Source organism: Neolewinella persica DSM 23188 (genome assembly GCF_000373105.1).
Classification (GTDB): Bacteria; Bacteroidota; Bacteroidia; order Chitinophagales; family Saprospiraceae; genus Neolewinella; species Neolewinella persica.
On the sequence record NZ_KB890469.1, the window covers coordinates 47,981 to 62,680 of the forward strand.

8 protein-coding genes are annotated in these 14,700 nt (G+C 53.2%); 4 read left to right on the forward strand and 4 right to left on the reverse strand.

The genetic code is table 11. The features are described from left to right. Positions 1–187: 187 nt before the first annotated feature. Positions 188–997: a hypothetical protein gene (locus B036_RS0123930; RefSeq protein ID WP_020571275.1), complete on the reverse strand. Its 810-nt coding sequence runs from the start codon at positions 995–997 to the stop codon at positions 188–190. An 80-nt stretch (positions 998–1,077) separates the two neighbouring features. Further along, positions 1,078–1,635, reverse strand: coding sequence for an RNA polymerase sigma factor (locus tag B036_RS0123935; RefSeq protein ID WP_020571276.1), 558 nt, complete (start codon positions 1,633–1,635; stop codon positions 1,078–1,080). A gap of 322 nt (positions 1,636–1,957) precedes the next feature. On the opposite strand from B036_RS0123935, the gene B036_RS0123940 reads away from it, so the two are divergent. The 4 genes from B036_RS0123940 to B036_RS0123955 all read left to right on the forward strand — a co-directional run bounded on the left by B036_RS0123940 (position 1,958) and on the right by B036_RS0123955 (position 11,196). After that, positions 1,958–3,763, forward strand: coding sequence for a PQQ-binding-like beta-propeller repeat protein (locus B036_RS0123940; RefSeq protein ID WP_020571277.1), 1,806 nt, complete (start codon positions 1,958–1,960; stop codon positions 3,761–3,763). A gap of 231 nt (positions 3,764–3,994) precedes the next feature. Continuing rightward, the gene (locus tag B036_RS0123945; RefSeq protein WP_020571278.1) at positions 3,995–6,337 is read left to right on the forward strand and encodes a LamG domain-containing protein; all 2,343 of its coding nucleotides are present in this window, start codon (positions 3,995–3,997) and stop codon (positions 6,335–6,337) included. A gap of 35 nt (positions 6,338–6,372) precedes the next feature. Further along, positions 6,373–10,515 carry an HYR domain-containing protein gene (locus B036_RS0123950; RefSeq protein WP_020571279.1) on the forward strand — a complete coding sequence of 1,381 codons (4,143 nt, stop codon included), beginning with the start codon at positions 6,373–6,375 and terminating at the stop codon, positions 10,513–10,515. A 168-nt stretch (positions 10,516–10,683) separates the two neighbouring features. Beyond that, positions 10,684–11,196 (forward strand): GNAT family N-acetyltransferase, encoded by a 513-nt coding sequence (locus tag B036_RS0123955; protein WP_044103747.1) that lies wholly within the window; start codon positions 10,684–10,686, stop codon positions 11,194–11,196. Here B036_RS0123955 and B036_RS0123960 read toward each other — a convergent pair. After that, positions 11,191–14,331, reverse strand: coding sequence for an aminotransferase class III-fold pyridoxal phosphate-dependent enzyme (locus tag B036_RS0123960; RefSeq protein ID WP_020571281.1), 3,141 nt, complete (start codon positions 14,329–14,331; stop codon positions 11,191–11,193). The two genes, B036_RS0123955 and B036_RS0123960, sit on opposite strands and share 6 nt — an antisense overlap. Next, positions 14,328–14,699, reverse strand: coding sequence for a cupin domain-containing protein (locus B036_RS30830; RefSeq protein ID WP_052333998.1), 372 nt, complete (start codon positions 14,697–14,699; stop codon positions 14,328–14,330). The genes B036_RS0123960 and B036_RS30830 overlap by 4 nt, the downstream gene beginning before the upstream one ends. Between the last annotated feature and the right edge of the window lies 1 nt (position 14,700).

A 14,700-nucleotide genomic window follows, 5' to 3' on the forward strand; every position in this document is an offset into this window, starting at 1 on the left:
GCTCCTGTTGCAGGTGTTGCAGAGTCGCTTCGCTCCTGTTGCAGGTGTTGCAGAGTCGCTACGCTCCTGTTGCAGGTGTTGCAGGTTACTTTTGTTAGACGAGCTGCAACAACTGCAACCATTGCAACGGGAGCGAAGCGACCTCTGCAACGGGAGCGAAGCGACCTCTGCAACAGGAGCGAAGCGACTACTCGACCAATTGCAGCATCTCCTCAACCCTTACCCCAAAATCGGAATTATTTACAGAAATTTTTTCTAACTCGGTTTTGGCCCGGGCATCACCGGCTTTAAAATAAGCCAGGGCGAGGTAAAACTGTCCATCGTCTTTGAAGGCGGTGCTGCCGTTGGCCAGCGCGGTAAAGATGGCCCTGGCCTCGGCATCCCGATCGGTTTCCAGGGCAGCGATGCCGAAGGCCAGTCGTGCTTCATTGTCGTCGGGGTTTTGCTGGAGGTAAAGGATGAGCTGGGTGTGTGCTTCAGCGTAGTCCCCTGCATTGAAGGCCCGCTGGGCGGCGGTAGCGGCCCCGATAGCGACGTCGCTTTTTTCGGTAAGGTTAAGTGGCGCATGCAGCGCAAATTGCCGGTAAGGCTCAGCAGTGGAAAAAGGATTCCAGAGCAGCAAGACGAGCGCAACTGCGGCCGCAATGCCTGCGGCAGGGAGCCATTGTTTCCAACCCAGCGTACGGATTTTGGCTGTTTTAACTTCCTTCTTACTTTGCTCCTCTTTTACTTTTCCTTGCACCGGCGTCCGCGCCTCCTGACCTGTATCCTGTTCCGTGACGGACTGAAAGTGCTGCGAAGCCAGTGCAGCCATTTGTGCTTCCAGATCAGGTAGGGTCGCTTCAGTTCGCAAAAAGGAAAGTTCTTTTTTCCGTTGCTGCAGCTCGGCTGCCAGCTCCGGCTCGGCGGCCAGCCGTGCCTCAAAGGCCACCAACTCCGGCGGCCCAAGATCACCCGCGAGGTAGCGGCTGATCAGAATATCATTTTTTTCATGCATCACTTATATCACCTTTTAGTTCACAGTCGCCAGTTCAGTGGCCCACAATCGTTTTCAACCAATGGACGCTAACTATTGAACTACAGACCTTCATAAAGCTTCCGCCAACGGCTCCCGCAGGCATGCCGCCTCCGGTATACCGTGTTGGCCTCGGCCATACCCAATTCGGCAGCAATGGTTGCCGCCGGTAAACCCTTCGCCAGCAATCGTAACAACCGCTGACATAATTCACTTAACTCTGCAAAGGCAGCTTTCATCTTTCTCTGCCGGATGCCTTCTTCTTCTACGGCTTCCAGCAAATCGTGTACGTTGCCTTCGCTACTATATGCCGTTGGTAATGCGTCCCTTACCTCCACCGACCGCTTTTTTTTACGCAGTGTGTACAACCACTTGTTCTGGCAGATCCGGAAGAGTAGAGCTCCTATCGGACAGGTAAGGACAAAATCCGGGTCATTTGCCTTTTGGTGCAAGGCAATTATTCCCTCCTGAAACACATCCTGTGCATCAGCCAGGCTGCCACTATTTTTAGTGATCCAGCTGGTAATGGTCGATGCATTGTCAGCATACACCCCATTGAGTACAGAAAAATCTCCCTCCCGGAGGGCTAGTATAAGCGTATGATCAGCGTGTGGAGCCATAGAATGACAATGATACGGATTTGAGAAATAACGACTTGTCTGGAGGCTATTTTAATCGGGAATCTGAGGAGAGAACCATAATCGGGGGTAAAGTGAATTATTTGTGGGTCAAAATAGGGAATACTTGAGGTTAAATAACCGGATGGACTTGTTCGGGTAACTAAAACCGCCAGATTCGGTACGCACGGTCTGGAAAAAATGTAACCAGTACAGGTGTATTTATTCAATAGTGTAATCAAATTGATATAATTTGACTATCTTTACATTATATTGGTGACGAATACTAAATCCTTTTAACACACCCACAGATAAATTTCAAACTATGAAACATTTCTTCTTCGCCCTCGTATTGCTCTCTTCGGCGTGCCTGAATGCCCAGGCAGAGCAATTCGTCGATTCCATTATTCTGAGTGGATTGCCGCTACAAGTAATGGTGGAGGACGATACCCAAACCCCCATCATTGTACAGCAGTACAGCTACGTCGGCCTTGACCGGATGACGGGTGACTCCCTTTGGTCCGTCGACCGAAAAGGGATTTCCGGCATCTCCCAGAAACTAAGCGAGGACTACGATGAGGCCATCGATGTTGTTGATGTTCTCGATGTCCCCTTTGTGTTTATTAATGGCGTTTTAGTCGACGTTCGTAGCGGCAAAAAGCTGATCGATGAGACGGAAGAGGCCAAACTCTTTCGGAGTAGCCATCTGATGGCGGATCAGGACCTTTCGCTTATTGAAGTCAGCATTAAAGCCGGTACCCGCCTCTACGGCTTTTCGGTCACCGACGGCACCCGCCGCTTCGCCATCGACCTCAACGGGAAGCCGGGGCTCAGCCTCGGTGGTAACGCCACCGCTGAAGCTGGACGGGACCCCGATGTACTCGACGCGGAAAGCATCCTGTACTACGATAAGCAGAACCTCTACCGGATCAATATTGCCAAAGGCAAACTTGATTGGACTTACGACGAAAAGGTCAAAGAAGCCCAGATGGTTAATGAGGGTAAACACCTTCTCCTGCTTTACCCTCCGGGTGGTCTGTCACTATCTGATTATAATAAGGAATTCCAGTTACTGGACATTATCAACGGTAAGCCAGTCTATAAAAAGCCCCTTAAAATGGACGGAAATATCCGTCAGGTACTGCCTTACGATGGCGGCATGGCCGTGATTCACTCCGACGGAATGAACATTTACGATTTTGACGGTAGCGAGGACGGCCGCTGGAAAAAGGATTTCAAGGAGAACGGCATCAAATCTTTTGAAATGGAAGATGGCGGTATGATGGTCTACTTCAAGAATAAGAAGATGAAGATCGACCCGGCCTCCGGGGAGGAACAAATGAAGAAGGCGGAGAAGCTTGACCGTCCGGGCTGGACGGGCTACGAGCCAAAGGCTACCTTTGATTTTGCCGGAGAAGAGATCAAGGTTTGGGGCTCCAACAGCATTGAAGTCAACGGCGAAAAAATGACCTTTGCCCAAATCGCCTTCGATGAAGCTAATAGCCGCATCGTCATGGCCATTTTCAATGAAACGGGCTCCAGCTTCCGCAAGGAAGTGTACAACTACTCGCTGAAGACCTACGACGTGAAGACCAAGTCCACGGCTACCGTGGGCGGGTACAACATCAGTTCTGGCATCGCAGAATTGGAGGTCGTCGACGGCCGTATTCTCGCCTATGCCCAGGATGGCCTGAGCATGTTTCATGCTACCGTAGTGGACGGTAGTATCGAGAAAGGAACGATCTATCATTACAATGCCATCAAACGAAAAGGCGCTAAAACGGCCAAAGTACTTGGAAAAATTCTCGGCGGTGGTTCTGAAGAGGAAGCGCTGACGGACTTCCCCGGATACGTGAAAGCAGACTACCCCTTTTACGTTGCAGCCACCAAGCCGGGTTTTAAGGCGGCTAATTACCCCAAGGCACCTGGCAGCGTTTACGCCATCCTCGGTACGGTCAATCGGAACAGCGTATACACCGGCCTGCCTTACCTGTTTGTGGTCGATAAGAGCACCGGAGAAGAGGTGATGCGCGACCTCCTCTTTTATGATAACTCCCAGTTTACGCTGGACGCAAAGCATGACCGGATTTACGTGATTCATGGGAAAAGCGTACGCTGGTACCAGTTCTAAGATTACCCCCGATAATGACTTTATACGGCGGCTTCTCCACTGGAGGAGCCGCCGTTCGTTTAGGTGCCTGACTCTAAACCAGGTCTGTGTCGGAAGGGGTATGATCTGGCGCGGCCGCAGGTGCAAAGGAGGGATAATAAGAGCAGGGTGCTGCCAGGAAAACATTTTTTTTAGCCGGGAGGTAAGGTTTTTAAATCGTCAGCAATAGGAGGGGGACAAGAAACCCTTACTATGAAAAGAATATCAGAAAAACTATTTCTCACCCTCGCCCTGCTTTTGTTATTGGCTGTGGGCCGGACCTACGGACAAACGAATAGCCTCAACTTTGATGGGAGCGATGACGACGTCACGCTTAGTCTCCTCGCCAGCCCTTTGGGCAGTTCGCCAACCAACTTCACTACGGAGCTTTGGTTTCGTTCCATCGATAACGCGCCATCTCCAGGTCCTTGCCCGGATGGTATGCGTACCCTGATGCGCCTTTCGGGCAATCAGTTCAACCTCGAAATCGGCTCCTGTAATAACCAGCTGTACATAGGTGAGTATTTTGGCGTCGGTGTGCCATTACCACCTGCTGCGGTAGCGCCAATTGTGCTAAGACAATGGCACCACCTTCGGGTGGACTATGACAATGGAGACTTTACCATTTACCTGGACTGTATCCCCGTTCATACGATTAGCCAGGCAATTCCATTTGGTGTCGACCATCTTTCCTTGGCGGAATTTCTTAATACCAATGGTATAAATACACCCCGCCATTGGCTAGGGGAAATAGACGAAGTAAGAATCTGGACGCTCAACCCACCGATAACTGCTTGCGCGGAACGTTTCTGCCCACTGGCGGGAACGGAGACGGGCCTGTTGGCCCATTGGGATTTTGAGCAAGGCGTCGGTGGTGGCAACAATATTCCGTTTACGACCATCCCCGATCAATCCGGAAACGGAAATGACGGGCAAGCGGCTAACTTCGTGGGCAACGGGGTGACCAGTAACCTGGTCCGCCTCAACGCTCCGCTGATCTTCCCGGCTCTTCATGGCTTAAACCTTACTATCCGGGATTATCCCTACCAAACGGCTCCGCTGACGACCATTTGTAGTGGAGATCCCGTTCATTTCACCCTTGATCTTAACGGTAATGTTCCCGGACCTTTCAGTAATGTTAGCGTCGTCTGGGAATACAGCGATGATGGTGGGGTGAGCTGGCTGTCGCTAAATAGCCCACCATTCACCGACTTTCAATTTCCCATTCTTCCGGGCGTGCTGACGGCTAACTGCGGGCCTAGCCCGACGGGCTTTGCCGACCGTAAATTCAGGGCCGTGGCAACAGTGACGGAGGCTTCGACTGGCCGAAGCTGTACTTATTTGAGTACTACCTACGATTTGAGAATCTGTTGCCCGGTCAGCCCCTTCAACGTGGTTATCGCACCACCAGATCCCTTGTGTGAAGGCGAAACCGTCAACCTGAATATTTCCCTGATTTCTCCCGATGCCTGGGTGACGACCCCCGGGCCGAATACGACGGTTACCTGGTCCGTAACGGATGAGAATGGCACCAGTCCATTGCCAGCGCAAAACCAGAACACTGCTTTCTCCTATACTTACACTGCACCTGCGTTGAGCGCCCCATTAGACCTCTGCTTTACTGCGGTGGTAACCAACTGCAACGGTAAATCAGGCACGGCCAAATCCTGCATACGCATTGATCCGGAGCCGGAATGTGGCCTGATTGACGCAATGCCTTTGGGCTCGCCCCAGAACCTGACCCTGGTGAGCACTACTCCGCACCCGACGTATGAAATTTGCCCCGGAGATGATGCCATCATCGGCATCGACCCGGCCAACCCATTCGATAAATGTATTCCGCAATGGCAGTACAGTTTTGACCAGATTACCTGGGTAAACCTTGGGTTTTCCAATACAATACAGAACACGAATATTCTGCCCAGTCACCTGTGGCCAGCTGGTGCTGCACGTATTTTCTACCGCATCGAATGTGCGCCGCTAAGTAACCCGAGTGGTTGTTTACCCTGCTACAGCAACCTGATTGAGGTTGGCCTGATGTCGGCACCCTTAGCTGGTACCATTACCGGCTCGACCCGGGAGTGTAAAGAAGACTTACCGACCACTTTGATGGTCAGTACCCCACAGGTTGGCGTCACCTACCAGTGGCTGCACAACGGTCTGCCATTTGGCACGGGCCCCAGCCAAACGGTGACCGAAGCGGGTTGCTACTGGCTGGAAGCCTCGAATGGTTGCCAAACTACGGTTGGCAATAAGCACTGCCTGGAAGTGTGTGAAACAGTGGCAGTACTCAGCTGCCCCCTCACGCCGAACGATTGCGCCCGCCTGGGCGACCCGGTCACGCTGTCTGCCTGTGATTCTTATTCGACCTGCCAGCCCTCCGGACCAATGGTTTTCGCCTGGTACATCGACGGGGTATTCCAACCCGCCGAAACAACCTGCACGCTCACCTTCACGCCACCCGTTGCGGGCTCCACCATCCGAGTGGAGGTAACCGACCCGGTCACCGGCTGCGAGGGTATTACGGAAAGTACCGTCATCCCATGCGACTTTTAATCAGACCTAACTCCTCTAACACTAAAGCAATTATTATGAAAACCATCTATAAATTCCTATTCCTGTTTTGTTTGCTAATGACTGCGCAGCCGGCAGTTGCACAAAATCCTCAGCCGGCGGTTGAGTGGGCCAAGCTCTATGGAGATTCTTTGGATCAACGGCCACATAAAATTAAAGCCTTTGGCGATGGTGTTTATGTTGCGGGAGAGACGACGGACATGGGCCAGACGTATGGCACCTTCAGTAAGTTTGACCCTAATACTGGTAGCCTGATATGGCACTTCCGGCTGGACCGCGCCAGTTCGTTTGCTGATTTCGAGTGGGATCCAATACGGGACCTATTCATTGTGGTGGGCAAAACCTTGCCCTTTTCCTCCTCATTTGATAACGCTTCTTTGGCGGTTCTGGTGGATGACGCCGGGATCGGACAGCGACTCAGGGAGTTTAATTTCGTTGGGCGTGAGGAACTCACGACTATTGTCCGCCATCCTTCAGCACCTGACCCATCTTTCCCTTACTATGTTTTGGGCGGTAAGAATCCGGGGACGAATAATCCCTCAAGTTTTGATGAGCCTATTCTACTTAACCTCAACATCAGCCTTGTTGAAAAATGGGAGCATGAGTTTATGGGGCCCTTTTTGAACGGTTCCGCCATCGAGATTGAAGGGACACGTGGTTTGGTGCCGCTGAGTTCTGGTGAAATACTGATTCTGGGCAATGGTTCCGTAGCCAATGAAGGAGTTGTCATTGTGGTTGACGGCCTCACGGGAGTACCTACATTGCCCCTCTATTATCCCGATTTTATTGACTTTTACGATGGGGTAGAGTTGCCCAACGGAGAAATTGCGCTCGTTGGTGAGCGCTTTCAGTCACACGAGGGCATAGTCTTGATCGTTGAACCTGCTAACTACCAGCCGGTGGCTGGAATGATATTTAGCGACATCCGGCAATTTCGGGAAGTAGGCCTGGGCAACCCCGGAACCAATGGTGGTGAATACCCGCTCTTTGTGGTGGGCGACCTCAAGAATAACCCACAAAAATTCAACTACTTACATAAAATAGATTACGCGCCAGGCCAGGGGATCTCCTTGGAGTACGTCCATCATTTGCCAGCTTCGGCCCAGGATTTTGGCGACCCTCACCTTTCCGTCACCCCGAATCGAAATCGGATATTTTATGCGGATTCCCGGGTTAATCCAAGCGCTTCTACCCCCAGTCGAGATATGTTTATCGGTAATTTCAGCCTGGATTTTGTTCCCGAGTGTGTTGAAGATGCCTCTTCTCCCCACTTAGGGTATACCGTAAATCCTATTTCTTTCGGCCTTCGTTTTCGGACTAAAATTAATGGTCCGGATCAATTCTTAATGCCACTTACCCTGCCTTTGCCTTTTGTTTGCGCTACCCAGTGCGCTGCAATGATACCCTGTACAGCAGATTTTACCTTCGAAACGGAATGCTGCGAAGGCTTCTTTACCAGCAATGTGACGGGAACGGCCCCATTTACCTACCAATGGGACCTTAACTGTGACGGTATAGCCGATGGCTTTGGGAATGTCCCCAGTACCAGTATTTCCTTTCCCGGTTCGGGTACTTATCAGGTTTGCCTCACGGTAACCGACGCTACGGGCTGCACGCAAACCGTACAGAAAGCGGTAACGGTGGTGGATGACCCGCCGGTGTTCAACTGCACCAACGTAGTAATCCCCACTGACCTTGGCGAATGCTTCGCCACTTATACTCCGGTGATTGACATAACGGACGATTGTACGCCCAACATCCGCCCCTTCTGCACCTTTTCTGGCCAGGTTAATGGCACCGGTCCTTTCACGTCTTTTCCCAAAGGAGTTACCACGGTTGATTGCGTGGCAGAGGACAACAAAGGACAGCTCGTTCGCTGCCAGTTCACCATCACGGTCGAAGACCGGGAGAAGCCAACGGTTAGCTGCCAGGCCCCTCCTGCCGTTACCGTACCAATCTGCGATGGTGGGGCTAACGTTACCTGGCCCGCTGCTACTTTCAGTGACAACTGCCCGATGGCGCGAATTGATTCGACCCACGTCAGTGGAGACTTTTTCTCCTGCGGCCGCACCACCGTTACTTACACGGCTACGGACATGGCCGGAAATACAGAAACCTGCTCCTTTCAGGTAGTCGTTAATTGTGAATGCGGAGAAGCAGGTAACGGTGAAATGACGTGTACTGACGTTGATAACCAATATGCCTTTTCGCTTTCCGTCAACGATCTGGGAGGAGCAGGACCCGGAAATTGCCAGATTGCGGTAACCAACCCGGTCAACGGCGGAGTAATCTCGAATGTGGTGGTGACCGGCCCCGGACCAAATTACACCGTGACCGGCCTGATTGACCTTGCCACGGCCCCCATTCCCACTTCCGTTCAACTGCAGGTTAACCTGACTTGTGTCTGTCCTGATGGTACCTCACACCAGTGTGGCCTCCCGGTAAATATTACCGTTCCTTGCTGTAAGGAAATATCCATTGACAACCAGGAGCAATGCCGGGAATCGGGCACTGTTTCCATTAACCTGATTGGCTGTAACAACCTGTTTGACGTTCGGCAGGTCCGCTACTACATCTCAGATGCGCCCTGTGTACCGGGAGCGCCGATGACACTGATTCAGGTCAGCCAAACCTGCCGCCCACTGGAATTAGCCCCCCAATACCACACTGGCGATGTTTGTGTCTACGCCGAAGTCGATATGGGCCCGGGCGCCGGGCCCTGCCGCCAGCTGAGGACAGATACTGCCCTGGTTAAGCTTTGCTCCCCGGTAGACGGATCGATCCCGGACCAGCAATTCTGCTATGCTGGTACTCCCATAGTCCCTGCACTACTGAGCTTGAACCTTGCCAACCCTGACAACTGTGCCTACACCATACAATGGTTCGGTCCCAGAGGACAGGTGAACGGTGCCACCGGACTTACCTATCAACCACCGGCAATTTCAATGACAGCTGGGTCAAGTCAGTGCCAGGAAACCTTCACTTACCGGGCAGAGATCACCTCTATTTGCGGAACCCGAACGGTCACCGCCACCGTCCGCCTGGATAACAACGATGCCCCAACCGGTGTCATCAAGCTCCTCGCCCCAGACACCAACCCACTGTGTTACGGCGAAGATGCTGCCCTCGAATATTTTCGCAATTGCCAGGAGCCCGATGACCGATGGACCTGGCAGCAGAGCCTGGATGGTGTTGCTTTTGGCGACATCACGACTAACGGAAATCAAAATCCGATTTTCTGGACCAACCGCCTTTACCAGGACCACTGGTACCGCATCACAGAGCAGAATGGTGTTTGTCCGGTCGATACGGTCGACTATTTCCTGGACATTATCGACCCAATTGCCATCACCAGCTTTTCGGCTACGCACGGCCCGGTATGTGATCCCGTACAGGTGGATATGACAGTAGACTGGACGCCTGGCTACGCAGCTGGTGACCCCTGCTTCTTTAAACTGGTCTGGTATAAGGATGGTAATATGATTCATACCGAAAACGCATCTGCCGGGCCGCGCACCTTCAGCTATGTACCTGCGGCTGGGGAAACTTTAGCAGGCAATTTCTACGTCGAGATTTCGGCAAGCTGTTGTACTCAGACCGTGAAATCACCAGTAGTAACCCTTGATCCGCCAATGGAGGTGCTGCTTGCTGGCCCCTGTTTCCGGTGCAAGAGAGACACCATCGTGCTGCAGGGCATTGTACTGAACCCACCGGCAGGCGAAACTTGTACTTATAACTGGTACGATGACGGTGTTCTCCTCACGGGGCCTGCCGGAACAACACTGAAGCTAGAGCCATGGCGGGACGGCCCCATCACTTTTGAAGTAGTTTGCTCCAATGGTTGTACCATGTCGGCCACCTACTACTTGAAGCAATGTGGCCCTGGCGTGCCCGTCAGTACGGATGCATTGCCCTTACTTTCCAGCAACGTTTACCCGAATCCGACAAGCGGACCGATAACGATCGAAATGGAAACGGCCGTCGCTTTCCAAAGCTTACAGGTATTCAGTATTGCAGGGAAATACCTTCGCGAATTGAATAGCAGTGCAACTAGTATCGTGCATGAAGTAGACCTTAGCGGGTTGCCCGCAGGCACCTATGTAGTTCGGGGTCAGACCCGGGAAGGAGAGTTGTTGGTGGTCAGGGTGGTCAAGGAGTGATCCGATTAGTTTTTACTGCCGATTTATCGTCGAATGCGCCGCTCATATGCTTATATGGGCGGCGTTTTTATTTCAAGCAAGACACACGCAAATGTTTCCAGCTGACAAAGTCATTGTTGATGGACAGTTGTCTCGGGGCAATATATTTTTGTCGCAATGTTTCCAGCCATGAATCTAAAACTACCCCAAACAACTAGCGACTTGACTTTTCGCAGGGCAGCCCCTTCCGATCTCCCAGTGCTAGAGCACTGGGATACGCTCCCGCACGTAATCGCCTCCGACCCCGATGACGATTGGGAATGGGAAATAGAACTGCCCCGCACTGTTTCTTGGCGGGAACAGGTTATGGTTGAATTGTCGGGCACGCCACTGGGCTTTCTACAAATCATAGATCCGCTGGAGGAAGAGAGTCATTATTGGGGGGGTGTTGGCCCAAACCAGCGTGCGATTGATGTTTGGATAGGGCCGGAAATTTACCTGGGGAAAGGCTACGGTACTCAGATGATGCGTTGGGCCATTGACGCCTGTTTTTCGGACGCGGCGGTTGAACAAATTCTAATCGATCCGCTTGCGACGAATACCCGGGCACATCGCTTCTACGAGCGGTTGGGTTTTATCTTTCTTGAGGAGCGCAAAATGGGCGATTCGGTATGCTTCTTATACATTATGCGGAGATCATAACTGGCACTGGTCCTCTTCCAACACCTGATCCAGATAATTCACCAGTAGGTCAGCATTTTTCCGATCAAAACACATTGGCGGCTTGATCTTGATGACGTTCTCGTCGGGCCCGTCGGTGCTCATCAGGAAGCCGAGTTCACGCATCCGGTTTTTGAGGTAGCTGGCTTGTTGAGTTGCAGGCAGCAGGCCATGATCAGGCGCGGCCGCAGGTGCAGGGGAAGGTTTAACCAGCTCGAAGCCCAGGAACAGCCCTTCTCCCCGGACGTCGCCGATAATGGGATGGTCTGCCTGGAGCTGACGCAGCAATGTTTTGAGGTAGTTGCCCGTTTCCAGCGCGTGTTGTTGGAGTCCTTCTTCTTTCACGGCGTCGAGTACGGCCATGCCTGCGGCACAGCTGACGGCGTTGCCGCCAAAGGTGTTGAAGTACTCCATACCGTTGGCAAAGGCCCGGGCTACCTCCGGCGTACAGACCACGGCACCCAGCGGGTGCCCGTTGCCCAGCGGCTTGCCGATGGTAACGATGTCGGGCACTACGCCCTGGAGTTCAAACCCCCAGAAATGACTACCCACCCGGCCAACGCCGACCTGCACCTCGTCGGCAATGCAAAGTCCGCCAGCCGCCCGGACGTGGCGATAAACTTCCTCCAGGTAACCTTCCGGCAAAACGATCTGCCCGCCGCAACTGAGGATGCTCTCCCCAATGAAACCACCGATCTTATCTCCGGCGGCTTCCCACTTCCGGATGACCTTCCCGGCGTAGGCACTATAGGTTTTACCCGCCGTAGCGGGGTCCCGGTGGATGCCCCGGAAGACGTCTGGCAAGGGTAGCAGCCGGGTGCGGGGTGGCGCACCTTTTCCACCTTTACCGTCAAATTTGTAGCTACTCACGTCAATCGTCCGACTGGTATTACCGTGGTAGCCGACCTCTACGGCCAGCATGTTTTGGGTGCCCGACCAGGCTTCGCACATCCGCATGGCCAACTCGTTCGCTTCGCTACCGGAGTTGACGAAGTGGACGACGGAGAGCTCCGGCGGCATCGTTGCCGTCAATTTTTCGGCGAAGCGGACCAGGTTCTCGTGCAGGTACCGCGCATTGGTGTTCAGTACCGCCGCCTGCCGCTGAATGGCCTCGACTACTTTCGGGTGCTCGTGGCCTACATGAGCGACGTTGTTGACCGTGTCGAGGTACCGCCGACCAGTCGTATCCAGCAAATATTGCCGGACACCGCGTACGATGTGGAGGGGCTGCTTGTAGGACACGGAGAGGGAGTAGCCGAGGGATTTTTTGCGGGCTTGGAGAACCTCCTCTCCAAAATCTCCCCACGGGGGAGAGGCTTTTTCAGATAGCTTTCCGTTTTGCTGGTCGGAATAATCTGAAATAGCGGATGTTGACCCTGCTGACTTATACTGCCCGAGGAACGGCTGGGGATCGGGGCATAGCCTGAGCCAGACTTTCGCCTCTCCCGGATAAGCGACTCCGGGGAAGTCTCCGACGTAATCCAGCATATCCATCATTACCTGGAAGTGGAGGTGTGGCGGCCAGCCACCGTTATCGGCCGGCACGCCGAACCTGGCTATTTCGTCTCCTTTTTGCACCTGCGTCCCCGCCTGAAAATGCAGTAATGAATCCGCCGATAAATGGCCGTAGAGCGTGAAGAAAGTTTGCTCGTTTTCCCGGTGCTCCAGGATGATCACATTACCGTAGCCATGCTTTGTTGGGTCGATGCCAAGGCTATGAATGGTTGCATCGAAAGGCGCATAAATGGGCGTGCCTGCGGCTCCCCAAACGTCGAGCCCCAGGTGGACCGTCCGCCAACGTGGCCCCGAATTCCCTTCTTCTGCAAAGTCGTCGGTCGTGTATACCGGCCGGGTTTCGCCGTAGCCGCCAATACCAAAGTCCGCTTTATGATCCTCCAGATGACGGGCAACATGACGGCTGAAACGGCCGGGGCTTTCATAGTTTAGGTAATGCCCGAGGTCAAGGCTGCCTACCGAGAAATCCATGGGGATAACGGAGCGCCCCGTCAGTTGAACGACCGGAAAAGGAGACGCCTGGTCCAACCAGGTTTTGAATGCCTGGTGTGGATCATCGTCTTCTGGTTGCCGCATCGCCTCCCTTAGCACCAGGTTGATCAGGTGTGGCGGAATGACCCGGAGCCTTTCCAGTACCTCCCAGGCAGGTGCCGCACTTACTTGCAGGTAAGCATTTTCGGGTTCCAGACGGGCGTTGTCCGCAGCAGTGGCTACCGTGATGAGCAGGCGGCCCGCGATGAGGTTGAACAGGTGGTCCGCAGAGACTTTCGGTTGTTTCGAGTGGTAACCTTTTGCGACTTCGCTCATGGCCTGCAGCGGATCCGCGACGCCCATTCCGGCATAGGCACAGGCAATGGCCAATTCGTTGATGGTTTGCGTCCGCATGGCGTCTCCAAAATCGATGATGCCACAAAAATGCCCCTGGTCGTTCACCAACAGGTTCTGTTCGTGGGCGTCGTTAAAGTTGATGCTGGTGGGAAGAGTAGATAAATGGGGGAGGGTTTTACGTTCAAAAAGGTCCCAGAAGTAATTGGCGATCTCCCCTTGTTCGGGGGTGAAATACCGGGCCAGCGGCCTGGATTCCAGGGTCTGGCTTGGGTTCCATTTGTAGTTGTCGGGGGCATCGGGATGATCGAAGTCAGCCAGGGCTTCGGTTAACGTGCCAGCAACCATTCCCCAATCATGGCGTAGCTGAACGGAGATCGGGTTGATCTCTCCGAGGGGCTTCCCTTCTACCCAGGTTTGTAACCTGACCAATCGGCCATCCTCCAGTTTTTTGATGTCTCCGACGGGCATGGGGACTTTGAGGAGAAAACGGGGATGGGCGTAACCATCCGTTTCTGGTTCGCCATCCTCGGCGGCTTCCCAGGCGCAGGAAAGCACTTTGCTCCCCAGGTGCATCATCATGGCCCGTTCAAAATCTACTGCCTTCTGGTCTTTTCCTGGCCGACTAATCTTCAAAGTGTACTGTTCCCCATCTTCCGCCGTGAGGCGGAAGTTGAGGTCCACCTCACCAGCCAGCGGTTTAACCTCGGTAATCGTAAGCAGGAAGTGCTCGGCTGTCAGCTGACGAATGATTACATCGGTAAAAGAATGACTCATAGTTGCGTGGGTATTTCGGGCACAATGATCCGGTCATTGGCCGTGGAGGGCAAGGATAAGACTAAAAATCCTAGTAGCTCAGGTTCCTGATTAGAAATGCAGCGGGGGAGGCCGGCTGGAATCAGCAATGTCTCTCCGGGAAACACTTTTACCAAACCTTCGGGTAAAAGGAAATGAGCCATGCCCTCCTGAATATGAAAGTATTGTCGGGCCTGCTCTTGGTAGTGGGGCTGTCCGCTGGTGCCGGGGGGCATGGTTTCTACCTTCAGGTTCAGGCCCACCACATCGATTAGGGGCAGGGTAGAGCAACTTTCGCCCCAGTTATAAACTGGGAAGTGGGGAAGGAGGGTTGCTTTACTAGTGGACATA

Coding starts and splice junctions, on each gene's coding strand:
- B036_RS0123930 (WP_020571275.1), bottom strand. CDS start 997: ATGCATGAAAAAAATGATATTCTGATCAGCCGCTACCTCGCGGGTGAT.
- B036_RS0123935 (WP_020571276.1), bottom strand. CDS start 1,635: ATGGCTCCACACGCTGATCATACGCTTATACTAGCCCTCCGGGAGGGA.
- B036_RS0123940 (WP_020571277.1), top strand. CDS start 1,958: ATGAAACATTTCTTCTTCGCCCTCGTATTGCTCTCTTCGGCGTGCCTG.
- B036_RS0123945 (WP_020571278.1), top strand. CDS start 3,995: ATGAAAAGAATATCAGAAAAACTATTTCTCACCCTCGCCCTGCTTTTG.
- B036_RS0123950 (WP_020571279.1), top strand. CDS start 6,373: ATGAAAACCATCTATAAATTCCTATTCCTGTTTTGTTTGCTAATGACT.
- B036_RS0123955 (WP_044103747.1), top strand. CDS start 10,684: ATGAATCTAAAACTACCCCAAACAACTAGCGACTTGACTTTTCGCAGG.
- B036_RS0123960 (WP_020571281.1), bottom strand. CDS start 14,331: ATGAGTCATTCTTTTACCGATGTAATCATTCGTCAGCTGACAGCCGAG.
- B036_RS30830 (WP_052333998.1), bottom strand. CDS start 14,699: ATGTCCACTAGTAAAGCAACCCTCCTTCCCCACTTCCCAGTTTATAAC.